Origin of the sequence: Sediminibacillus sp. JSM 1682029 (assembly GCF_041366435.1) — a bacterium.
Lineage (GTDB): Bacteria > Bacillota > Bacilli > Bacillales > Amphibacillaceae > Sediminibacillus > Sediminibacillus terrae.
Genome location: NZ_JBEWYY010000001.1, coordinates 155346 through 177601, shown reverse-complemented (window position 1 = coordinate 177601; position 22256 = coordinate 155346). Strand labels below are relative to the sequence as shown.

Sequence of the window (22256 nt, the reverse complement as noted above, 5' to 3'; positions counted from 1 at the left end):
GACACAGCCTTTCCGATACATTTCACTTTGTCAACGAATTAGCCGTCTAAGCAGGATCAGTGCTCCGCATGCCAGGGACAACAGGGTGATCAACGGTCCGTATTGTTGAAGCGGTTCAAAGGCAAGGAGCCAGTCCTGGCCGTTTGAGGCTGCGAAAACAGGAATGCCGGATCCTGAAGAGGAAGCCAATTGGTCTAGGTACAGAGGCTTGAATAAAAAGATGGCCAGCGTGCTGGCAAAAATACCATGCAGGATTCTGGCAAAGAAATATGGTGTGAAGCGAATGTCACTTTCGGCAAGTATGCTTGCGACTTGCGCCTGAACCGAAAATCCATTGAATGCCAGGATAAAACTCACTACAATGACCGCTGGCAGCATGTTTGGCAAATTCGTACCCGAAATCATTTGGGCACCGAGGGTGATTTCGAACAGTCCTGAAAAAAACGGAAGTGCCAGTTCTCCTGGAATGCCAACCATTGTGAAACCCAGGGAAATACTGGCTGCAAGGATTTTAGAGATGCCGATCAAGAATATCAGTTTATTGAACACGGAAAACATGATGATGAATCCACCTATCATCAATAATGTTTGAATGGATTGGATGACGGCATCACCGAATATTTTCCCGAATGGACGAGAGTCCTGCAGTCTTGTACGGTGAAGTGCCTGCAAAGCATAGAATATGGATACACGTTGTTTTTCTTCTCCCCGCTCTTGCTTGTCACGGCCGTAAAAACGCATGCAGAGCCCGACAAGTGTATTCCCCCCGTAATGGCATACTGCCAGTAAAATCCCCAATTGGGCATCATGAAAAAAACCGACAGAAACGGCTCCAAAGATGAATAAAGGGTTTGAAGCATTCGTAAAGGAGACGAGTCGCTCTGCTTCTGTCTTTGTCAATTGTTCTTCCTGCCGGAGTCGCGTGGTAAGTTTAGCTCCGGATGGATAACCGCTGGCCATCCCCATTGCCCAGACGAAACTTCCGGACCCTGGTACATTGAAAAGTGGACGCATGATGGGTTCACACAGAACACCGATGAAACGGACAACCCCAAACCCGATTAATAGCTCTGCAGTGATAAAGAAAGGAAGCAGAGAAGGAAACACAATTTCCCACCACATGTTCAGTCCCCGTATACTTGCTTCCAGTGTCTGATCTGGAAAAGTAATTAGTGCAGCTGCGAGGAACAAAGCTGTTCCGGCAAACAAAATCGATTTTATTTTAGATTTCAATACCCCGGCCTCCCAGTTGGTGAGCTTACCACATTTCTGTACTTCTATTAGGGGAAATAGTAGAATATGAATAGCTCCTATAGTACAAGCAATCCTTTAACAATATACGCTCATAGTTCTTGGTTTTATGCCATAATATAGGTAAAAACATTCAGGTTAAAGGGGCGTTGCAGGGTGGATCCGTCTATAGGATTGGCGTTGGGTTCTGGAGGGGCGAGAGGATTCGCCCACTTGGGTGTTTTAAAAGCATTGACTGACAAAGGGATTGCGATTGATTGTATAGCAGGAAGCAGTATGGGCGCACTGGTAGGTGCATTGTATGCATCTGGTCAGAGACTGGAAAGCTTGTATCAGCTTGCCCGGACTTTTAAAAGAAAGTACTTTTTGGATTTCACGCTTCCGAATATGGGTTTTTTGCAAGGGGACCGAATCAAGGAATATATCCGTTTGTTTACCTTTGATAAAAATCTGGAACAATTCGATATACCGATCGGTATAACCGCGACAAATTTATTCGATGGAAGTAAAAAAGTGTTTACAAAAGGAAATGCAGCAGATGCTGTCAGGGCGAGTATATCGATACCAGGCATATTCGTTCCGGTAAAAATAAACGGGCAGTTATTTGTTGACGGGGGAGTGGTTGATCGTGTGCCGGTCTCGGTTGCCAAACAGCTGGGAGCGGATGTCGTGATCGGCGTCGATTGTGCTCATTTTACGGTTAATACCGAGGTGGAATCCATTTATGATGTCATTATTCAAAGTATCGATATAATGCAGGATGAGCTGGTCAACGCAACGGGTGCTCAAGCAGATATTCTGTTGAAACCGGACGTATCTGCCTATAGCTCCCGTGCATTCAAAGATATTGAAGCGATAGTCGATGAAGGAGAGCGGGAGACACTGCGCAAAATGCCGGAGATTGTCCGCAGCATCGAAGATTGGAAGGAGAAAAAGGGATGAAATTCAATAAAAAAACTCTGATTCCCGCAATCATTGTAATAATCATTGCGGCTTTTTTGGTTAGCTACCGGTTACCGTATTATATATATAAACCGGGCGGAGCCGATGCATTGAACCCAATTGTAGAAGTAGCCGGCGGGTTCGAAAGTGAAGGCGATATGCATTTGGTGACTATCAGGGGAGGACAAGCAACCCCGTTACAATACTTATGGGCTTCCATACGTCCCCACCAGGATATTGAACCGATTGACGAAGTGTTTCCTGAAGGAATTTCACAGGATGAGTACTTTCAGGCCCAGCTGCAGATGATGGAAAGCTCACAGGAAGCTTCCACGGTTGTTGCTTATCAAGCGGCCGGCAAACAAATAGATATTGAATACGAAGGTGTCTATGTAGTGGCGGTGATTGAAGGGATGCCTGCAGAAGGTAAGCTTAAAGCAGGAGACAAAATTGTTGAAATGGACGGCCGCAGACTTGAATCATCGGAAGAATTGATCGATTATGTATCAAGTAAAAAAGCCGGTGACCAAATAGAAGTCACAGTGGAAAGAGAAGAAGAAACCGTCAAAAAAACGATTGAATTGGAAGAATTTCCAGGACAGGAAAAGATAGGAGTCGGTATTCAATTAGTTACCAACCGCAATGTAGAAGTAGAGCCGGAGCTTAAGTTTGCGAGCGGTAATATTGGCGGCCCGAGTGCTGGTTTGATGTTCAGTTTGGAAATTTACGACCAACTGACGGAAGACGATTTGACGAAAGGCCATCAAATCGCGGGTACAGGAGAAATTAATTATGAAGGGAAAGTAGGCCGTATTGGCGGTATAGACAAAAAAGTAATAGCTGCAGACAAGGAAGGCTGTGAAGTATTTTTCGCTCCAAATGAAGAGGGGGCGGAAGACTCCAATTATAAGGTTGCTGCAAAAACAGCAGAGGAGATTGGAACGGATATGGAGATTGTGCCTGTCGATACGTTTGAGGATGCATTGAACTATCTCGAGGAAATGGATGGCTAAACGGCTGTCACGATTAAAAGAGCCGGAAAAAACATGAAAGTAAAGCAAAAACCGAACGATGTTCGAAATGTAATCATTCGAACCCGTTCGGTTTTTTGATTTAGCCTCTCCAGTTCGTTGCTTATAAAGGAAAGAATGTATCAATGTCAGTAGATGTCCGGCTCCAGCGCCTACCACCTTGAGGTCTCAAGCAAAGCCTTTTTGTGGAAAAGAAATTTCGATGCGATGCTCGCCTTAAGTCTGCGGACGCCCGCACGATGTGTTTCATGCAGGCGTTTCCCCAGGAAGGACGTGGCGAATGCAGCCTGTACTCTTTTAAAGACGTTTGCGCTTTTCTAAAGCGAGTCTACGTTCTGCCATTAGAGTTTTCAAGATGGTACTAAATCGGACTTTTATTCATTGGCTGCTATGTAAGGAGAGACCAATTCCTGTCGGCGCAGCTTACTTCTTGTATCGTTACTGGAGACACTGTAATAGGCGTTTGAAGCTTTTTCATCTATCGCGGCAAGCTGGGTCTTCTGCTTCTTTAACTGAGAAACCAGCGGAACGCCGATTTCTTTTCGTTTATGGTTCAAGTAAGCCCGTCCCGTTTCATTCATTGCCAATATCCGAAGATGCGGGACGTGGTCCGTGTTTAACAAAGGCTGAATCGTTTGTTTTTGATTATTAAGCAACAAGTGAACGAAGATCCGTTGCAATCTTGTCCAAGTGTATCGTTTTGTTTTTAGTGCTCTCATCCACTCGACAAAGCTATCTGCTTTGGCGGCAGTTTCTTTCAACCGATATTCCAAGCCCTCCTCGACACCGTGGATTTGTCGTATTTCTTCAGCCTGCATGGTAAGGATGCGGTATTGAAGGAGATCGAAGTAATCTTGCCAATTATGCCACAAACCGGCTTCCTGCTTGTAGTCCAGCAGGATTTGCCGCACTGGCTCGGGCAGCGTTTTTTTGACTGTTTCCGTAATCGCCTGATGCTGATGCAGCTCGTTTCTTATGCTGGTTGCGCTTGCGATGGAATGGTTGATTTCCGGATCGTGATAATCGTTGTGCACACGTTTGATCGTTAATGCATCCATGGATAAATCATATTCTTTGATTGCTTTCACATAGCTGTAACCAAGGATATTGTTCGGCCGGGACAAGTCGATCGTTCCCGAATGCAATCCGATTGCCTGGTAAGCAGACCTGCTTGCCTCGGGAAAAGAGAGCCCCTCTGTTAACGACCGCTTTAGTTGCTGGTCATATTTCTTCCTGTTTTGGCTGAAACGGTCATACGCCTGGATAAAAGGGTCGATTTCACCATGTTCGCTTCCGAAACAAACAGATTCGACCTTCAATTCCTCCAAAGTAAGCAAAGCTCCTTTTGCAAATAAATCGCTGTTTTGCACAGCGAATACTGCTGGTAACTCGATGACAAGATCGACACCGCACTGAACTGCTGCTTTTGCACGGTGAAACTTGTCGATTATTGCCGGCTCGCCCCGCTGCAAAAAATTACCACTCATAACAGCCACTATGCAGTCGGCTGCGGTTTTTTCCCGCGACTTTTGCAAATGATAGAGATGTCCAAAGTGAAACGGATTGTATTCCACTATCAGTCCACAAGCGTTCATGCGATCCAACTCCCTGTTAATGGTTTGTTTTCATTTTACCAAATCAATTGTCCCTCTGCAGTTTAATTTGGTTGTCAAAGGAGAATATGTTAGTATACTAGAATATGATTTTCTTGCATGTGTTTGATTTGGAATAAAATAAGCTCTGTAAAGAAAAAATATTGACAAATGCCAGAATACCTTTTAAAATATTTTTTGTTGCCTTGAGGTGATATCAATGAAATTTTCTCTTCAAAAGTTGAAGATGGCCGGGACGGAAGGCTATTCATTTGAAGACCATGTAGATATTTCTGAAATAGAAGAAATGAACAATGATATTCGGAAAATTGATCCTGTATTGGTCAAGGGTCGAGCAACCACACAGGGGAACGAAATTACCTTTCATTTTTCGATTGACGGAGAAATGATTCTTCCTTGCGCCAGAACTTTAGTGGATGTTCCTTATCCATTTCACATTGATGCTTTGGAAGTTTTTTCTGCATCACCATATTACCAAGAAGAGGATGAATCAGAAATTCATCCTGTTGATGGAGAAATGCTTGACTTAAACCCTTATATAAAGGAAAATGTTTTATTGGAAGTACCATTCCGTGTATTTTCCGATGATCCGAAGGTGCAGGAAAATGCTCTGACGGAAGGGGAAGGCTGGGAATTGCAAACCGAGGGTAAATCGGAAGAAAAAGTCGACCCGCGTCTGGAAAAACTGCAATCATTGCTGAACAAAAATGATCAAGAAGAAAATCGCTGAAGATAGCTTTTCAGCTTCATCTTTGCCTTATTACGATGAGCGGAAAAATAGTGTTTCTATTTTTTCTTCCAGATAAGGAATGATTTTCGTTACTAGTTGAAGGAGGTGTAAGACATGGCAGTACCAAAAAGAAGAACTTCTAAAAAAGTCAAAAACCAACGCCGTACGCATAAAAAACTGCATGTACCGGGTATGATTGAGTGCTCTAACTGTGGTGAATACACAAAACCGCACCATGTTTGCAAAAATTGCGGACATTATGACGGAAAACAAGTGGTTGAGCAATAATATCATCAATAGGCGCCATTATAAGGGAATCACCTTTTGAACTAGCTATACGGCAGTTTGAAAGGTGATTTTTTTTTGGGTATTAATCGTGAACCATTGTGTGGCAAAAGACCGTCACTTCGAGGCTTTTCTTCAAAGGGGTTTCCGTAATCACGGGCAAAAGTGTTTCTATAGGGGATGCCTTTGAGCATACAGCGTAGGTAGTGGCCTTTTGTCATCAAAGAAAAATAGAACGGACAATTTTATTCTATCATTCCTATCTATTGCATACATTGATAGCAAACCGTATACAGGAGGGATGATATGAACAATACGAGACAGGACGCTTGGAGTCAGGATGAAGATGTCCTGCTTGCCGAGACTGTTCTTCGTTATATTAGGGAAGGGAAGACTCAACTCGAAGCTTTCAAGGAAGTTGCCAATCGTTTATCCAGAACCCCGGCTGCTTGCGGCTTCCGTTGGAATGCATCGGTAAGAAAACAGTATCAGCAGGCCATCCAGCTTGCAAAACAAGAGAGAAAGCAGGCGGATCATTTTCCTGTCTATCAACCGGAATTAAAAAACACTGGCAAGGATTCCGGCTTCGAAGCCGCCATTTCCATGCTGGAAAAGCTCCGGCACAATTATGAATCAGCCAACAAGCAATCAATTGATACAGAAATTCAGCAGCTTAAATCAGAAAATGATCAATTGAAAGAACGACTGAAAAAATATCAGGATGCTTGGAATGAAATTGGTGATATATGGAAAAGGGTGGAAAACCCGGAGGGGAAACGACAGGTTAATTAGAAGTTCAAAGAAGTTTAAAAGAGCCGTCTTCAAGAGTCTGCCACAGGCAGTACTCAATCAGGACGGCTTTATCATTGTGCTTCATGAAACACTTTGCTCGGATACACCTTCAGGAGTCCAAATTAATGGATTTTCTCCCAGGTCTCTTTCCATATTATATTTTGCTTTCTGAAAGCCCATCTTCTCCCAGAAACCATGAGAATTGATTCTGGGGTTCGTTTTAATCGGCAGTTGATATTCTTTTGCGAAATCGACCAGTCGTCTCCCGTATCCTCGTCCCTGGTAATCGGGCAATACTTCCAGCTTCCACAATTCAAGATAATCCTGCGGGGGAGTAAAGTACTGATCATATTTTGCATTTACTTTATACAGGCTCATCCTGGCAACTAAAGCGTTTCCATAATAAATGCCGAAAAAAGGAGATTCGCTGTCATTTTCAATAATGTTGCTTTCTAAATCCTCGAGCATGGAAAGTTCCTGGTTTCCATACTCTTTAAAACGCTTGAACTTTTCGAGCGTCTTGTAATTGACCAAGAGTCTTTCTACCTTGACTTGATGCATTCCCATTTCCCCTTTCCTGCTATTGAACTGGCTGCACCCAATTCCCTTTAAGAAGCTTACCGTTACAGTTGGAAAGCCTTCTTGATATCTTATCGCTTCCACCTTTATTATAGTATAAAAGTTTTCAGAATGAAACGAATTGTATTAATTTACTGGTAAGCGGAAAAGTATTGCAGATATTTTGCGCATTCTCTGCTACAATCCTATTAGTTGGATTTATTGGAGGTAACCAAATGAAAGTCGGATTAATTGGCGGAGGGGCTGTCGGTCTTGTTACTGCTGCCCGTTTGACAAGTGGGGGGCATCAAGTAACGGTATATGTGAGAAGGGAAGAGCAAAAACACGCTATCAATGAGTATGGAATCCTTCTGTTGCCGGATACCAAGAAATTCGAAGTCTCCGCATTGCTGTTAAAAGAGTTGAGAGAAGAAGATGTACTAATGATTGCGGTGAAACAATATCAGCTACCGGAAATCCTCCCCATTCTGCAATCCCATCCACACGTTCCGATGATTTTTTTGCAAAATGGAATGGGGCATCTGGAACTGCTCAAGCCGTTGGAGGATAGTCATTCTGTGTTCCTTGCCGTGGTTGAATATGGCGCTATGAAGCATGACGATCATACCGTCGAACACACCGGAGAAGGGTTATGTAGAATGGCTTCGATTAGTGAACCCTCTTCAACAAGCAGCCGGATTGCAGACAGGCTGGCGACACCCTCCTACCCGATAATTGTGGAAGAGGACTGGCACGATATGTTGGCGCAAAAACTGATAGTAAATGCAGTCATCAATCCGCTAACTGCATTGTTTCGGATTAAGAATGGAGACCTGCTTGAGAATGGGCATCTTTTGTGGCTAGCTGAAAAATTGTGCGGGGAAACGTGCGGAGTACTCGGGTTGAGCAAGGAAGATTCGTGGTTAAGAATTAAGAGGATAGCTTATCAAACAAAGGAGAATCATTCATCCATGTGCAAGGATATAGAAGCTGGTAGAAGGACGGAAATAGATGCGATTTCTGGTTACATACTAAAAAAGGATAAGTGCGGACTTGATTATACGTCTTTTATCTATCACAGCATAAAAGCTTTGGAGATGGACACAGGGGGATGGAAGGATGATTGATTTGATGGTCTGGTTGTTCGCCTTTAGTGTGACGCTTCCTGTGGTCATTTCCTGGCTGTTGTATACCATTGTAAGAAAACTAAGCAACAATCGCTTGAAAGCACTTCATGTTTCGGTTAATTACACAACGCTATTATATATTCTATCAGTAGGAGTCATTTTTTATCATTTATACGGCACAACTTTTTATGGATACATTTTTATCTTTCTCGTTGTGCTCCTCGGCTTTTTTATCGTCATGCAATACAAAGCCAAGGGAGAAGTGCTGTTTCTGATCGCTTGGAGACGGTTTTGGAGGCTTAGCTTCCTTCTCTTCACACTGCTTTACTTTCTGCTAGTCATATACGGTATAACTGCAGGGATTCTTTCCGTGTAAACATAATAAGTGAATTTGCCTATTCTTTTATGTAAAATACGAATAGGCAAATTCAAATAAAGGAGCAGGTAATAGTGCGGATTGATCCAATTGAAATAAATACACAAACAAAACTGATTTCTGGATACAGATCTGGAGACAAAGCGATTCAGGATAAATTCGATTATCGGCCTTTTCATCAGGAAACTTATGTGCAAAGGGCCAAGGATATCAGCGGAAAGCAATACGACCGTGAGGGACTGTCCGCTGTCTTATCTGAGTTAAATGCAAACTGGGGCGGAGTTCAGGCGACAATGCATAATATAGAACGATTGAAAGACGAAAACAGTATGGTTGTTGTCGGCGGACAGCAAGCTGGACTATTGACCGGTCCTCTCTTTACGATACATAAAATCATTTCCATCATTAATTTTTCCAAGGAACAGGAAAGTCGGTTGGGAAGGCCGGTGATACCTGTTTTTTGGATTGCCGGTGAGGATCATGACTTCGAAGAAATCAATCATGTCATGATGCCGCAGGCTGACCGCATGAAAAAAAACAAAGTCGGACAGCGTCCAGAGCAAAAAAGATCCGTCTCCGACCTGGAAATAGATCAAGATCAAGCGGGAAAGTGGCTGGAAAAAGTTTTTTCGCAGCTTCAGGAAACGGACAATACAAGAAGCTTATATTCTTGCTGTCAGGATATACTGAAAAGTTCTGGCACGTATGTGGATTTTTTTTCCAAAATAATTTTGCGTTTGTTTGGAGAAGATGGGCTGGTGTTGGTGGATTCAGGAAGTCCGTCAGTGAGAAAGCTGGAGAGTGACAACTTTCTGGCCATGATAAACAACCAGTCTGAGATCAGCCGGGGTGTATATCAGGCGATTCAAAAAAACAGAAATGAAGGATATCCGGTAGAACTAGATGCCGAGCCGGATAGCGGACACCTTTTTTATCATCTTGAAGGGGAAAGAATTTTACTGTTCAAGGAGGAAGGGGACAGGTGGGCCGGAAAGCAAAATGAATGCAGTTTTACAACAGCGGAGCTTCGTCAAATTGCAATGGAGCACCCTGAAAGGTTAAGCAATAACGTGGTCACTCGTCCATTGATGCAGGAATTGCTATTTCCTACTCTTGCTTTCTTTGGCGGGCCCGGTGAAGTTGGCTATTGGTCGGTGTTGAAACCTGCTTTCCATGCCCTGGATGTCAAGATGCCGCCAGTCCTTCCGCGACTGTCCTTTACATTGGTTGATAAGAACACAGAAAAAGTCGCCCGCAATCTTTCTTTAGCCATCGATAGGGTGGTGGGGAGGGGAGTGCATGCTGAAAAAACAAACTGGATTGCTTCCCAAACCAATCCACCGATAAAGGCGCTGACCGAACAGGTGAAGAAGTCTATAGAGGAAGCGCACCGGCCGTTGCGGAAAGCCGCCGAAGAAATACGGGCAGACTTGAAACATATTGCTGATAAAAACCTGGAGTATTTATACGGAGATATCGATTTTATCGAAGACAGGATCAACAAAACCTTGCAGGATATGCACCGTAAGACATTGGAAGATTATGATTCGGTGAATCTTTGCTTATATCCGGAAGGGGGATTGCAGGAGAGGTCCTGGAATGCCCTGCCTTGGATCAATCATCATGGTAAAGATTTTATCAAACATCTCACGGCATCGCCCTTTGATTATCGTATAGCGCACTATATTGTTTATTTGTAAGCGTGACAGAAACACCTCCACTTTCCACCACTTTATATTTGGATGAACCAGGATAATTTGGAATGACAGAAACGCGCCGCATTTGCGGGGCGTTTTTTTGTGTTGGGTAAAAAGAAGCCGGGTGCATGAGAAATGAAATTGACTTGGCGGTGAAAGGCTTGTAACCAAAGTTTTTTTCAGTGTGGAAAAGCGTTTATTACAGGTCTTTTACTTGTAAATAAGTTTTAATAAAAAATAAGTGGTGAATAGTGGGGGAATGTGGTACGATTAATTTAGAAAGTGGGGGCGGTCTCTATGTTCATGGGGGAGTTTCAACATAATATTGATACAAAAGGCCGGATAATCGTCCCTGCAAAATTCAGGGAAGGGCTTGGGGAAACCTTTGTCCTTACTCGCGGTTTGGATCAATGTTTATTTGCTTATCCTATGGACGAATGGGCGCTTTTGGAAGAAAAGCTGAAAAAGCTGCCGCTCACCAAAAAAGATGCCAGAGCGTTTACCAGGTTTTTCTTTTCTGGTGCCGTGGAATGTGAAGTGGACAAGCAGGGGAGAATAAATATACCAGCACCTTTGCGGAAATACGCCGGGCTGGAAAAAGGTTGCGTGGTTATCGGTGTCTCGAACAGGATTGAATTCTGGTCTGACAGCGAATGGGAAACCTATTTTGAAGCATCTGAAGACTCCTTTGCAGAAATCGCGGAAAACATGATGGATTTTGATATTTGATTTAACAATAGACAAAGCGTTAGCGGGTGATGGTATGTTTGAGCATTTTAGTGTGCTGAAGCAAGAAGCAGTAGAAGGTTTGAATGTAAAACCGAATGGTACGTACATAGATTGTACCCTCGGCGGGGGCGGGCATTCCGAAATGATAGCCAGCAAACTCGGGGCGGATGGGATGCTGATTGCTTTCGATCAGGACGATCGGGCGCTTCAAGCCGCCAAGGAACGACTTGCGCCATATCAAGGGAAAGTGCTATACATACATTCGAATTTTCGGAACTTGAAATTGGAATTAGAAAAAAACGGAGTAGATGAAGTTGACGGGGTGTTGTTTGATTTAGGCGTTTCTTCTCCACAGCTTGACGATGCGGAGAGAGGATTCAGCTATCAACATAATGCAAGTCTGGATATGCGGATGGACCGCTCGCAGGATTTCACCGCTTATCAGGTTATTAATGAATGGCCGTATGAGCAACTCGTCAGAATATTTTTCCGTTATGGAGAAGAGAAATTTTCAAAACAAATAGCGCGAAAAATTGAAGAACGTAGAAAAGAAAGGCCTATCGATACTACATTTGAATTAGTCGATATTATTAAGGAAGCGATCCCTGCCCCGGCCAGAAGAAAGGGCGGGCATCCGGCAAAAAGAATCTTTCAGGCTGTCAGGATAGCGGTGAATGATGAACTCAATGCTTTTGATGAGGCACTCCATCAAGCTGCAGAAATCCTTTCTGTAAATGGGCGGCTATCTGTCATCACTTTTCACTCATTGGAGGACCGGCTCTGCAAGCAGGCTTTCAAGAAGTGGAGCACTACACCGCCACTGCCTAGGAATATTCCGGTGATTCCCGAAGAAAGCAAGCCGCCGTTCAAACAAGTCAATCGTAAACCGATTCTTCCGGAAGATGAAGAACTGGATGCCAACCGGCGATCCCGCTCCGCAAAACTGAGAATATTAGAGAAAGTAAAACCTTGGAACGATGAATTCAGTTATCAAGAAGGGTGGAATAAGAGATGAGCACATCACCATTGAAGAATTGGCAGGGGTCCTGGCAAGAAACAGGCCGGCAAACCTTGCCAGATCAAAAGAAACAGGTCAAAGTAAAAGTCCAGAAGAAAAAATGGATTACAACCGGAGAGAAATTCATTTATACTATATGCAGTGCTGTGCTAGTGGGGGCATTGTATTTTTCCGTCTCATTGAGCAACTCTACTGATGCACTTAATAGAGATGTGCAACAACTGGAGCAGCAAGTGAAAAGCCAGCAGGAACAAAATCAGAATTTGGAGTATAAAGCCAAAGAATTGAGCAACCCGGACCGGATCCTGGAAATCGCCAAGAAAAACGGCTTGAAAATCCAAAATTCGGAAGTGAAGCAGGCAACACAAATATCTGAATAAGTAAGGATGGAGATATGGCGTGCGAAAAAATAAAACGACCCATGTCATGTCATCGGTGTTTATGTTGTTGTTCGTCGTCGTATTCCTTGTTTTATCGGGACGCTTTTTATACATACAAGGAACTGGAGAAGTAGACGGGGTATCCTTGCAGGAGTGGGCCGATGAAAAACGGACAAACTCGTATGTGATTGAAGCGGAGAGAGGCCAAATATTGGATCGCAACGGGATGTCTCTTGCATACGACCGGGCAGTTTACCAGATTTCCGCCATAGTCGATGAAAGCTATTCGGAAGGATTGGAAGAAACGAAACACGTAGAGGATATCGATAAAGCGGCTGAACAGTTGGCACCGCTGCTGAATATGGATGCTGCAAAAATAGCCGATATCATGGAAAAGGGACAGGAACAGGGTAAATTCCAGGTGGAGTTCGGCGTTCACGGAAAAAATATCACCCAGGAAACAAAGGAAAAAATAGAAGAATTGGAGATTCCGGGACTCAACTTCGAAAAAGATTCCATCCGCTATTATCCGAATGGCACTTTTGCTTCCCAGGTGATAGGCATAGCTCAACAGCAAGAGGACAAGCTGATAGGAAGAAACGGGATAGAAGCCGAAATGGATGATGTGCTAAGTGGAAAGAATGGGTCTATTTCCTATAAACGGGACAATTTTAACACAAAACTGCTTGATCCTGACGAAGTGATCAAACAGGCCGATGACGGTGAAGATGTCTACCTGACTCTCGATCAAAAAATCCAGACATTGTTGGAGGATGCGATGAGCCAGGTCGACAAGGAGTACAGCCCTGAAAAAATGACGGCGGTGGTAATGGATCCGAAAACAGGGGAAATACTGGCAATGAGCAATCGGCCCAGTTATAACCCGAATAACCTGGGGAAAGTGAGCAACTGGTATAACGACGTTGTCTCCAATCCCTTCGAACCTGGTTCCACTATGAAAATTTTCACCCTTGCTGCAGCGATAGAAGAAGGGGTTTTCAATCCGGATGAAACCTTTGAATCCGGTTCTTATCAAAATGATCAAATGAACAGTCCGATACATGACTGGCGCAGGAACTGGGGAACCATCACTTATAAAGAGGGGATACAGCGATCCTCCAACGTTGCCGCTGCCAAACTTGTATGGGAAAAGCTGGGACCCGATAAGTTCCTCGATTATTTGAAGGCTTTCCATTTTGATCAGGCAACCGGTATCGATTTACCGAATGAACAACCGGGACATATTCTATATGACTGGCCAATTGAAAAAGTGACAACAGCGTATGGTCAGGGTACGACTGTCACGCCGATACAATTGATGATGGCGGCTTCTGCCATAGCCAATGACGGGAAAATGATGAAGCCTTATGTTATTTCCAAAATTGTCAATTCAGAAACTGGCCAGGTGATGAAAGAGAATGAACCTGAGCAATCGGGGCAGCCGGTTTCGGGTCAGACAGCAAATGAAGTGAAGGACATTTTAGAGACGGTTATCACTTCTGAACATGGTACCGGTCATAATATCTATAACTTAAGTGATTATTCCGTCGCAGGTAAAACCGGTACGGCACAGATTCCGGACTCAGAGACTGGGCGATATATGACGGGAGAGGAGAACTATTTATTCTCATTTCTTGGAATGGCGCCAAAGGAAGATCCCGAATTGATGATGTACGTATCGGTAAAACAACCGGATCTGGCAGAAAATGAATCCGGCTCGGCTCCAGTATCCTATATATTTAAAAATGTAATGGAAAACAGTCTGCATTATTTAAATATTGAGCCGGACCAGGAGAGCGAGCAAAAAGTGGAAACGGTCAGCATGCCGGATATAGACGGCATGTCCGTTAATAAAGCAAAAGAAAAAGTCGAATCAAAAGGTCTGAAGGCCGCAGTTATCGGAAGCGGTGAAAAAGTCGAAGCTTTCAGCAGCCGGCCTGGCGAACAATTACTGACAAATGAAAAAATCTTTATTTTAACCGATAAACCAGAAATGCCGGACATAACCGGATGGTCGATGCGTGATGTGCTCAAATTCGGAGATGTATCGGATATCGAGATAGAAACCATGGGTAACGGTTTTGCGGTTAAGCAAAGCATAAAAAAAGGAACGTCACTGAAAAAAGATGATTACTTAGTGGCTGAATTCTCCCCGCCGCGCCATGAAGAGGATAATAAGGATAAAGAGGAAGAAAACCTACAGGCTTCCGAAGAGAGCGCCGGGGAACAATGAAAACAGCAGTGTTCTATTCGTTTTCACTCATTCATATATTGGATACAAGCATACCTTCGTAAGGAGATGTCCTATGAAACGAGTATCCAATGTTACAATGAGAAAACGTTTAGTCACTGTTTTTCTTTTGGGGATTATAGTTTTTGGAATCATCGATATCCGGCTTGGTTACGTGCAATTTGTCCTTGGTGACTGGCTCACAGGGGAAGCGAAAGAACTCTGGAGCCGGGACATCATTTTTGAACCGGAACGTGGCGATATTTTGGACAAGAATGGCGAGGTGTTGGCAGAAAATGTTTCTGCCCCTACTGTCATGCTGGTTCCTCGCCAAATCAAAGATCCGGAAAACACTGCAGCATCCCTGGCGAAAATCCTTAACATGGACAAGGAAAAGGCTTATCAAGAGGTAACAAAAAATGAAAATATTGTGAGGCTCCATCCGGAAGGGCGGAAAATTTCGGAAGAAAAGGCTGATGCCATCCGGGCATTGGGGCTGGAAGGGGTTTATATAGCGGAAGACTCCAAACGTCACTACCCAAAAGGGTCTTATTTAGCTCATGTGCTTGGTTTTAGTGGAATCGACAACCAGGGGCTCATGGGATTGGAACAGTATTATGATGAACAGTTGAGCGGCGAGAAGGGCAGTCTCTCCTATTTTTCAGATGCCAAAGGACAACGGATGGCAGATTTGGCAGATGTGTACAATCCGCCAGTGGACGGAGATTCCTTGAAACTGTCCATTGATTCAAGGGTGCAGACCATAATGGAGCGTGAGTTGGACCTTGCTGTCTCGAAATATAATCCTGATGGAGCGATTGCGATTGCTGTAGATCCGAAAACGGGCGGGGTCCTTGGAATGTCTTCCAGACCGGACTTCGATCCTGAGCATTACCAGGATTATGATGCAAGTGTATATAATAAAAACCTTCCGATTTGGAGTACGTATGAACCAGGCTCAACCTTCAAAATCATTACGCTTGCAGCGGCATTGGAGGAAGACGCAGTAGACTTATATGAAGAAGAATTCTATGATGATGGATCGATCGAGGTTGGCGGGTCCACTTTGCATTGTTGGAAAAGTGGCGGACATGGCCACCAGACTTTTCTGGAAGTCGTTCAGAATTCTTGCAACCCAGGTTTTGTCACGCTAGGCGAACGGTTGGGGAAAGAGAAGTTGTTCTCCTATATTGATGATTTCGGTTTTGGAAAAAAGACCGGCATCGATTTACAGGGAGAAGGAACGGGGATTTTATTCAAACCGGAGAATATCGGGCCGGTCGAATTGGCGACAACTGCTTTTGGCCAAGGTGTTTCGGTAACGCCGATTCAACAAGTAATGGCTGTGGCTGCTGCTGTAAACGGGGGATATTTATATGAACCATATATTGCAGAAGAATGGCTTGACCCAAAAACAAACAAAGTCGTTGAAAAAACAGAGCCGACCCTTCGAAAGCAAGTGATATCCAACGAAACTTCTAAAGAAATCAGGGAAGCGTTGGAAAGCGTCGTTGCCAAGGGTACTGGAAGAAGCGCTTATGTAGAAGGGTACCGTGTAGGCGGAAAAACGGGAACTGCCCAAAAAGTAGGGGAAGACGGCAAATATATGAGCAATAACCATATTGTTTCCTTCATCGGCTTCGCTCCAGCCGACGACCCGGAGATTGTCGTGTATGTCGCCATCGACAACCCGAAAGATACGGTCCAATTCGGAGGTGTCGTGGCAGCTCCGATAGTCGGGAGGGTTATCGGAGACAGCTTGAGAGCTCTTGGTGTTGAAAAGCGCACAGATGGATTGGAAAAGGAATATCAATGGCCTGATCAACCTTTGGTGGAGGTCCCGGATTTAATTGGATTAACAAAAAGCGAATTGATGGAATACATGGTGAATTTATCCATAGAAACAAACGGCAAGGGCGAGTATATCATTGACCAGGCGCCTGAACCCGGGACCAAATTAGAACAGGGGAAAGAAGTAAGAATATATCTTTCTGAAAAAAAACCGGATGAAAATTAGCAGCCCATCCGGTCAAGAGGAAAAACTTCTGTTATAATAAAGTGATGTTAATGAATGTTACTGAAATCGTTCAATCGTCCAGGGAAGTCTTTCTCTTATGGCGATTGGGCGATTAACAGTGAGCAAAAAAGGGAAATCAGGATGAATGTGCACGGAAATTGACGATGAAATTGGTTATAGAATGTTAGGATGTGTAATGATATGAAACTTACTGAGATTGTCGGTGCTTTGCAGTTTTATCGACAGACGAAAGATATCGAAAACATAACAATAAAAGGCTTGGAGATAGATTCGAGAAACGTCGCACAAGGCGATTTGTTCATTTGCATCGAGGGTTTCACTGTCGATGGCCACCAGTATGCCCACCAGGCTGAGAAGCAAGGCGCTGCAGCACTGATCGCTGAGAAACCGGTGGATGCTTCCATCCCCGTCATTTATGTGAATGATACAACGAAAGCAGTAGCCCTTCTGGCCAACAAATTTTATGATTATCCGACAGAGAAGCTCAACGTAATCGGGATTACCGGAACGAATGGCAAGACATCTGTTACATATTTGCTTGAAGCAATATACAAAGAGCAACAGAAAAAGACCGGTTTAATCGGAACGATACAAATGAAAATGGAAGATGACTGTTTCGATGTCAAGAACACAACCCCGGATTCGCTGTTTTTGCAAAGAAGTTTTCATCAAATGGTGAACAGGAAAATCGACACCGTTTTTATGGAGGTCTCATCCCATGCGCTGGACTTAGGCCGGGTTTATGGCTGTGATTTTGATATCGCCGTTTTTACCAACCTATCTCAAGACCATTTGGATTATCATGCAAGCATGGAAGATTATTTGCATGCCAAAAGCTTGTTGTTTTCCCAATTGGGGAACAGGTATGATCAGAAAAAACCGAAGTTCGCCGTAGTCAATAATGATGACCCCCATTCCGCGTTGCTGGCGAAGAGCACTTCGCAACCTGTTGTCACTTACGGAATCGAGCAGCAGGCAGATATTCAAGCTGTCGATGTCAAGCTTGACGCCAATGGGTCCAGTTTCTTGCTGAAATCATTCGATGAAGAAGTGCACATCACTAGTAAGTTGATGGGGAAATTCAGTATATATAATATGCTTGCGGCAGCTTCTGCCGCTCTTTGTGCCGGGGTTCCGTTACATACGATAAAACGCGCCCTGGAAACCACCACCGGCGTTAGTGGACGATTCGAGCCTGTCAATCTCGGTCAATCGTTCGGAGTGATTGTAGACTACGCACATACACCCGATTCCCTGGAAAATGTGTTGGAAACAATACGCTCATTCGTGAAAGGAAAAGTATATGTCGTGGTTGGTTGCGGAGGAGACAGGGATAAAACGAAACGGCCATTGATGGCTGGTGCAGCTGTGAAATATGCTGATTTGGCTATCTTCACTTCCGATAACCCTCGGACAGAAGAACCGCAGTCTATCTTGAACGATATGGTCGCTGGTATCAAAGGGAATAACTTTCAAGTCATTGAAAATCGCAAGCAGGCAATTGATGAAGCAATACGGATTGCAAAGGAAGATGACATTGTACTGATTGCCGGAAAAGGCCATGAAACCTATCAGCTTGTTAATGGAGAGGTTCATGATTTCGATGATAGACTGGTAGCAGCTAATGCAATCAAGTTTAACAGGAATAAGGAGAATTGAGTCATGTTGTTTACCACCGAATTTTTGGCGGAAGTGTTTGACGATCACAAAGGTGCTGTCCAGGATGGCATCGAAATAAATGAAGTGATCACAGACAGCCGCAGACAAAGCCATAAATCGTTATTCATTCCCCTTGTCGGAGAGTCCTTCGATGGGCATGATTTTTTAAAGGGAGCCTTCGATAACGGGGCAGTTGCAGTTTTATGGGAAAAAGACAGGGAACTTCCTGAATTCCTCCCAGCCGGTTTCCCGGTATTCTATGTGGATGATACATTGGAAGGATTGCAACTGTTGGCACGCGAGTATCGAAAACAAATCAATCCGACCGTTATCGGGATCACCGGCTCTAACGGAAAAACGACCACCAAGGATTTAATTGGAACAGTTACTGCTTCCTACTTTCGCACCCATCGGACAAAGGGCAACCTCAACAACCATATCGGGGTTCCATTGACGATCTTGTCAATGCCTCCACAAACTGAAGTGCTCGTTTTGGAAATGGGGATGAGCGGGTTTGGCGAAATTGAATTGCTCTCCAGAATAGCGCAACCGGATTATGCGGTGATTACGAATATCGGTGAATCGCATATTGAATATTTAGGATCCAGGGAAGGAATAGCACAGGCTAAATCAGAGATTTTAGCTGGATTGAAATCAGACGGTCTTCTATTTATCGACGGAGACGAAGAGCTGCTATCCGCTCTGAAGCAAAGGAAGGACACCGTCGGTTGTGGATTTCATCCTGACAATCAGATAACAGCCGATCATATACGAATGCACACAGATAAGACCACTTTTCGATTTAATGGGCATACCGTATATGAATTAAATATGCTTGGAGAACATAATGTTAAGAATGCATTATTTGCGATAGCTATTGCTGATCGATTAGCAATCCCGGAGCAATATACAAAATCTGCGTTATCGAATCTGGAATTAACCGGAATGCGGTTCGAGTTTGTGAGCGGAAGGAATCACTCCACAATCATAAACGATGCATACAATGCTTCGCCGACCTCGATGAAAGCCTCGATCAATGTCGTTCAGCAATTGTCTGGATATCAAAGGAAAGTTCTCGTTCTAGGGGATATATTTGAACTGGGCGAGCAGGCATCCACTCTCCATCGACAGGTCGCTGAAGCCATTAATCAGGATATCGATGTGCTTTTCACAGTCGGCAGCAATGCACAAGAAATATCAGATGCGAAAAAAAATGAACTTCGGCTTGTAAAGCACTTCGAGGCGCTGGGTGATTTAACAACGGCTCTTCTGCCATTATTGGAGGAAGGAACACTTGTCCTTTTAAAGGCATCCAGGGGCATGAAACTGGAACAGATGCTCGAAGACATCGCCGATCAATAAATGGCTAGAAAAACAAAATGGGCGGGTTTTTGCAATAAAGGAGGAAATAAATGTGAATGAATATGTTTTACTAATGACCATGGCAATATCTTTTCTGATTACCGTCCTGATATCTCCAGTATTTATCCCATTCTTACGTAGATTGAAGTTTGGACAAAGTATTAGAGAAGAAGGTCCCAAATCCCACATGAAAAAGACAGGAACCCCTACAATGGGCGGAATCATGATCCTCGTCAGTGTGGCTATCACGACCCTCGTGATGATCGGTAAATTCAATCCGCACCCATACGGCTTCCAAATTGTATTATTGCTTATCGTTTTACTTGGTTTCGGCTTGCTGGGTTTTCTGGATGATTTTATCAAGGTAGCAATGAAGCGGAATCTTGGGTTGACCTCCAAGCAGAAGATGGCTGGACAAATTGTCATTTCCCTGATATTTTACTTTATTTTGAAAGCGAACGATTTCCCTACCTATATCCAAATCCCTGGTACGAATATTCAATGGGAACTCGGTTGGGCTTATGCAATCCTGATCATTGTCATCCTGGTTGGCTCTTCCAACGCTGTGAATTTAACTGACGGTCTTGACGGTCTGCTGGCAGGAACGGCAGCTATAGCTTTTGGAGCTTTCGGTATTCTTGCATGGTACGGGTTTACACAATTCGAAGTAACCATTTTTTCTTTGGCAGTGGTCGGTGCTTTGTTGGGTTTTCTGGTATTCAATGCGCATCCTGCAAAAGTGTTCATGGGGGATACCGGTTCACTGGCCCTTGGAGGAGCAATTGGAGCGATAGCCATCCTTACAAAGATGGAAATATTGCTGATAGTCATCGGCGGTGTTTTTGTCATCGAAACACTTTCTGTCATTATTCAAGTTATATCATTTAAAACAACAGGCAAACGGGTGTTCAAAATGAGCCCTTTACACCATCATTATGAGTTGATGGGATGGTCTGAATGGCGGGTTGTAACGACATTTTGGCTAGTGGGACTTGTGTTTGCGGCACTCGGGATTTATATCGAGGTGTGGTCGTTTTGAAAACATTGATTAATTTCCCATATGAAAAAATTCTTGTACTCGGGCTTGCGAAAAGCGGGACGGCTGCAGCGAAATTGCTTCATGATAGTGGGAAGGAAGTACGCGTGAATGATTTAAAAGCTGATCAAGACAGTGATCAGGTCCAAGAATTGACCGGTTTAGGAATCGAAGTAGTAACAGGTGGACATCCGCTTTCTGTATTGGATGAAGTAGAGTTGTTAGTAAAAAACCCCGGAATACCATATGAAAATCCAATAGTCAGAGAAGCTGAAAACAGAAAGATTCCGATTATCACGGAAGTGGAGTTGGCAGGGAGACTTGTAAATGATTCTATCATTGGAATCACCGGCTCAAATGGAAAAACAACCACGACAACCCTGATTTATGAAATGCTCAATCAAAGTGGCTGCAAAACCCAACTCGCCGGGAATATCGGCAATGTCTCTTGCGAAGTCGCCCGGCACATGACCGAGGAAGAATGGATGGTTATTGAGTTATCATCATTCCAGTTGCTTGGTATCGATCAATTCAAACCGAAAATTTCGGTCTTACTCAATCTGTTTGAAGCTCATTTGGATTATCATAAGTCATTCGAGAATTATAAACAGGCGAAAGCTGGCATTATGAAAAACCAAACGGAAGATGATTTTATCGTGTTTAATGCGGATGATAGGGAGATTGCAGATATTGCAGCTCGATCTGCTGCAGTGAAAATCCCCTTTTCCAAAACAGAAAGAATGCCGGAGGGCGCCTGGTGTGATGATCAATATTTATATTTTAGACAGGAAAAGGTCATTTCATTGAAGGAGATCGTGCTTGTCGGCAGCCATAACCTGGAAAATATCCTGGCGGCTGTCAGTGCGGCAAAATTGAGCGGGGCTGACAATGATGGAATCAGACAAGTACTGAATACCTTCACTGGGGTAAAACACAGGCTTCAGTTTGTCAGTAATGTAAATGGCCGGTTGTTTTACAATGATTCAAAAGCCACCAATATACTGGCGACCAGCAAAGCGTTGTCGTCATTCAGTCAGCCGACGATTTTGCTGGCAGGCGGACTGGACCGTGGCGGCTCCTTTACGGATTTAATCCCTTCATTGGAAGGAGTCAAGGCGGTCATCGTTTTCGGAGAGACCGCAAAAAAATTGGCTGGAACAGCGAGAGATGCAGGAATCAAGACAATTGAATATGCTAATGACGTAGAAGAGGCTGCCCGAAAAGCTTATCAGCTTTCCGTGGAGGAAGATGTGATTTTGCTATCACCGGCATGTGCAAGCTGGGATCAATACCGCACTTTCGAGGAAAGAGGAGACATGTTTGTAAAAGCTGTGCATACATTAGAGTAGGGGGCTTGTACTACTCACCCCCATTACCGTTAAAGAAAGGGAATTGGGGGTGT

At 44.0% G+C, this 22256-nt stretch carries 20 protein-coding genes; 17 read left to right on the top strand and 3 right to left on the bottom strand.

Annotation, left to right across the window (positions count from 1 at the left end; translation table 11 throughout):
• Positions 1-30 precede the first annotated feature (30 nt).
• A complete protein-coding gene (ylbJ, locus tag ABVF09_RS00860) occupies positions 31-1233 on the bottom strand; it encodes a sporulation integral membrane protein YlbJ (protein WP_153462492.1) in 1203 nt (400 codons plus the stop codon).
• A 174-nt stretch (positions 1234-1407) separates the two neighbouring features.
• On the opposite strand from ylbJ, the gene ABVF09_RS00855 reads away from it, so the two are divergent.
• Positions 1408-2193, top strand: coding sequence for a patatin-like phospholipase family protein (locus ABVF09_RS00855; RefSeq protein WP_026771400.1), 786 nt, complete (start codon positions 1408-1410; stop codon positions 2191-2193).
• Positions 2190-3206 carry a SepM family pheromone-processing serine protease gene (locus tag ABVF09_RS00850; RefSeq protein ID WP_026570469.1) on the top strand — a complete coding sequence of 339 codons (1017 nt, stop codon included), beginning with the start codon at positions 2190-2192 and terminating at the stop codon, positions 3204-3206. The genes ABVF09_RS00855 and ABVF09_RS00850 overlap by 4 nt, the downstream gene beginning before the upstream one ends.
• Before the next feature lie 392 nt (positions 3207-3598).
• Here ABVF09_RS00850 and ABVF09_RS00845 read toward each other — a convergent pair whose 3' ends face one another.
• Entirely contained in the window at positions 3599-4819 is a 1221-nt protein-coding gene (locus ABVF09_RS00845) for a nucleotidyltransferase (RefSeq protein WP_371068421.1), read from the bottom strand.
• Positions 4820-5036: 217 nt separating this feature from the next.
• On the opposite strand from ABVF09_RS00845, the gene ABVF09_RS00840 reads away from it, so the two are divergent.
• The 3 genes from ABVF09_RS00840 (at position 5037) to ABVF09_RS00830 (ending at position 6644) form a co-directional block, all read left to right on the top strand.
• Positions 5037-5567, top strand: coding sequence for a YceD family protein (locus ABVF09_RS00840; protein ID WP_026570467.1), 531 nt, complete (start codon positions 5037-5039; stop codon positions 5565-5567).
• Between the two features lie 114 nt (positions 5568-5681).
• The gene (gene rpmF, locus ABVF09_RS00835) at positions 5682-5855 is read left to right on the top strand and encodes a 50S ribosomal protein L32 (RefSeq protein ID WP_026570466.1); all 174 of its coding nucleotides are present in this window, start codon (positions 5682-5684) and stop codon (positions 5853-5855) included.
• A 303-nt stretch (positions 5856-6158) separates the two neighbouring features.
• Positions 6159-6644, top strand: a complete 486-nt coding sequence (locus ABVF09_RS00830; protein ID WP_026771398.1) for an RsfA family transcriptional regulator — start codon at positions 6159-6161, stop codon at positions 6642-6644.
• 81 nt (positions 6645-6725) lie between these two features.
• On the opposite strand, the gene ABVF09_RS00825 is transcribed toward ABVF09_RS00830, so the two are convergent.
• On the bottom strand, positions 6726-7205 hold the full coding sequence (locus tag ABVF09_RS00825; protein ID WP_026570464.1) for an N-acetyltransferase: 480 nt from the start codon (positions 7203-7205) through the stop codon (positions 6726-6728).
• 233 nt (positions 7206-7438) lie between these two features.
• Between ABVF09_RS00825 and ABVF09_RS00820 the strand changes: the two genes are divergently transcribed.
• The 12 genes from ABVF09_RS00820 to murD all read left to right on the top strand — a co-directional run bounded on the left by ABVF09_RS00820 (position 7439) and on the right by murD (position 22203).
• Positions 7439-8329 (top strand): 2-dehydropantoate 2-reductase, encoded by an 891-nt coding sequence (locus tag ABVF09_RS00820; protein ID WP_026570463.1) that lies wholly within the window; start codon positions 7439-7441, stop codon positions 8327-8329.
• Positions 8322-8705 carry a DUF3397 family protein gene (locus ABVF09_RS00815; RefSeq protein ID WP_026570462.1) on the top strand — a complete coding sequence of 128 codons (384 nt, stop codon included), beginning with the start codon at positions 8322-8324 and terminating at the stop codon, positions 8703-8705. Before ABVF09_RS00820 ends, ABVF09_RS00815 begins: the two co-directional genes overlap by 8 nt.
• A 74-nt stretch (positions 8706-8779) precedes the next feature.
• Entirely contained in the window at positions 8780-10405 is a 1626-nt protein-coding gene (gene bshC, locus ABVF09_RS00810; protein WP_371068420.1) for a bacillithiol biosynthesis cysteine-adding enzyme BshC, read from the top strand.
• A gap of 294 nt (positions 10406-10699) precedes the next feature.
• Positions 10700-11131: a division/cell wall cluster transcriptional repressor MraZ gene (gene mraZ, locus ABVF09_RS00805; RefSeq protein ID WP_026570460.1), complete on the top strand. Its 432-nt coding sequence runs from the start codon at positions 10700-10702 to the stop codon at positions 11129-11131.
• Positions 11132-11165: 34 nt separating this feature from the next.
• A complete protein-coding gene (gene rsmH, locus ABVF09_RS00800; protein WP_371068419.1) occupies positions 11166-12146 on the top strand; it encodes a 16S rRNA (cytosine(1402)-N(4))-methyltransferase RsmH in 981 nt (326 codons plus the stop codon).
• The gene (ftsL, locus tag ABVF09_RS00795) at positions 12143-12529 is read left to right on the top strand and encodes a cell division protein FtsL (protein ID WP_026570458.1); all 387 of its coding nucleotides are present in this window, start codon (positions 12143-12145) and stop codon (positions 12527-12529) included. The genes rsmH and ftsL overlap by 4 nt, the downstream gene beginning before the upstream one ends.
• Before the next feature lie 19 nt (positions 12530-12548).
• Positions 12549-14762, top strand: a complete 2214-nt coding sequence (locus tag ABVF09_RS00790) for a penicillin-binding protein (RefSeq protein WP_237648613.1) — start codon at positions 12549-12551, stop codon at positions 14760-14762.
• A gap of 73 nt (positions 14763-14835) precedes the next feature.
• Positions 14836-16776, top strand: coding sequence for a stage V sporulation protein D (locus ABVF09_RS00785; RefSeq protein WP_153462500.1), 1941 nt, complete (start codon positions 14836-14838; stop codon positions 16774-16776).
• Positions 16777-16977: 201 nt separating this feature from the next.
• Complete coding sequence (locus ABVF09_RS00780; RefSeq protein ID WP_153462502.1) at positions 16978-18456, top strand: UDP-N-acetylmuramoyl-L-alanyl-D-glutamate--2,6-diaminopimelate ligase; 1479 nt, start codon at positions 16978-16980, stop codon at positions 18454-18456.
• Positions 18457-18459: 3 nt separating this feature from the next.
• Positions 18460-19818 carry a UDP-N-acetylmuramoyl-tripeptide--D-alanyl-D-alanine ligase gene (locus tag ABVF09_RS00775; RefSeq protein ID WP_026570455.1) on the top strand — a complete coding sequence of 453 codons (1359 nt, stop codon included), beginning with the start codon at positions 18460-18462 and terminating at the stop codon, positions 19816-19818.
• Between the two features lie 73 nt (positions 19819-19891).
• A complete protein-coding gene (gene mraY, locus ABVF09_RS00770; protein WP_371068659.1) occupies positions 19892-20857 on the top strand; it encodes a phospho-N-acetylmuramoyl-pentapeptide-transferase in 966 nt (321 codons plus the stop codon).
• Complete coding sequence (gene murD / locus ABVF09_RS00765) at positions 20854-22203, top strand: UDP-N-acetylmuramoyl-L-alanine--D-glutamate ligase (protein ID WP_026570453.1); 1350 nt, start codon at positions 20854-20856, stop codon at positions 22201-22203. The genes mraY and murD overlap by 4 nt, the downstream gene beginning before the upstream one ends.
• Positions 22204-22256: the final 53 nt, after the last annotated feature.

Bases quoted from the DNA above. Each gene is read 5' to 3' on its own strand.
- mraZ (WP_026570460.1), top strand. From the start codon at position 10,700: ATGTTCATGGGGGAGTTTCAACATAATATTGATACAAAAGGCCGGATA.
- ABVF09_RS00785 (WP_153462500.1), top strand. From the start codon at position 14,836: ATGAAACGAGTATCCAATGTTACAATGAGAAAACGTTTAGTCACTGTT.
- mraY (WP_371068659.1), top strand. From the start codon at position 19,892: ATGACCATGGCAATATCTTTTCTGATTACCGTCCTGATATCTCCAGTA.
- ABVF09_RS00815 (WP_026570462.1), top strand. From the start codon at position 8,322: ATGATTGATTTGATGGTCTGGTTGTTCGCCTTTAGTGTGACGCTTCCT.
- ABVF09_RS00830 (WP_026771398.1), top strand. From the start codon at position 6,159: ATGAACAATACGAGACAGGACGCTTGGAGTCAGGATGAAGATGTCCTG.
- ABVF09_RS00845 (WP_371068421.1), bottom strand. From the start codon at position 4,819: ATGAACGCTTGTGGACTGATAGTGGAATACAATCCGTTTCACTTTGGA.
- ABVF09_RS00780 (WP_153462502.1), top strand. From the start codon at position 16,978: ATGAAACTTACTGAGATTGTCGGTGCTTTGCAGTTTTATCGACAGACG.
- ABVF09_RS00840 (WP_026570467.1), top strand. From the start codon at position 5,037: ATGAAATTTTCTCTTCAAAAGTTGAAGATGGCCGGGACGGAAGGCTAT.
- rpmF (WP_026570466.1), top strand. From the start codon at position 5,682: ATGGCAGTACCAAAAAGAAGAACTTCTAAAAAAGTCAAAAACCAACGC.
- rsmH (WP_371068419.1), top strand. From the start codon at position 11,166: ATGTTTGAGCATTTTAGTGTGCTGAAGCAAGAAGCAGTAGAAGGTTTG.
- ABVF09_RS00775 (WP_026570455.1), top strand. From the start codon at position 18,460: ATGTTGTTTACCACCGAATTTTTGGCGGAAGTGTTTGACGATCACAAA.
- ftsL (WP_026570458.1), top strand. From the start codon at position 12,143: ATGAGCACATCACCATTGAAGAATTGGCAGGGGTCCTGGCAAGAAACA.
- ABVF09_RS00850 (WP_026570469.1), top strand. From the start codon at position 2,190: ATGAAATTCAATAAAAAAACTCTGATTCCCGCAATCATTGTAATAATC.
- ABVF09_RS00820 (WP_026570463.1), top strand. From the start codon at position 7,439: ATGAAAGTCGGATTAATTGGCGGAGGGGCTGTCGGTCTTGTTACTGCT.
- ABVF09_RS00825 (WP_026570464.1), bottom strand. From the start codon at position 7,205: ATGCATCAAGTCAAGGTAGAAAGACTCTTGGTCAATTACAAGACGCTC.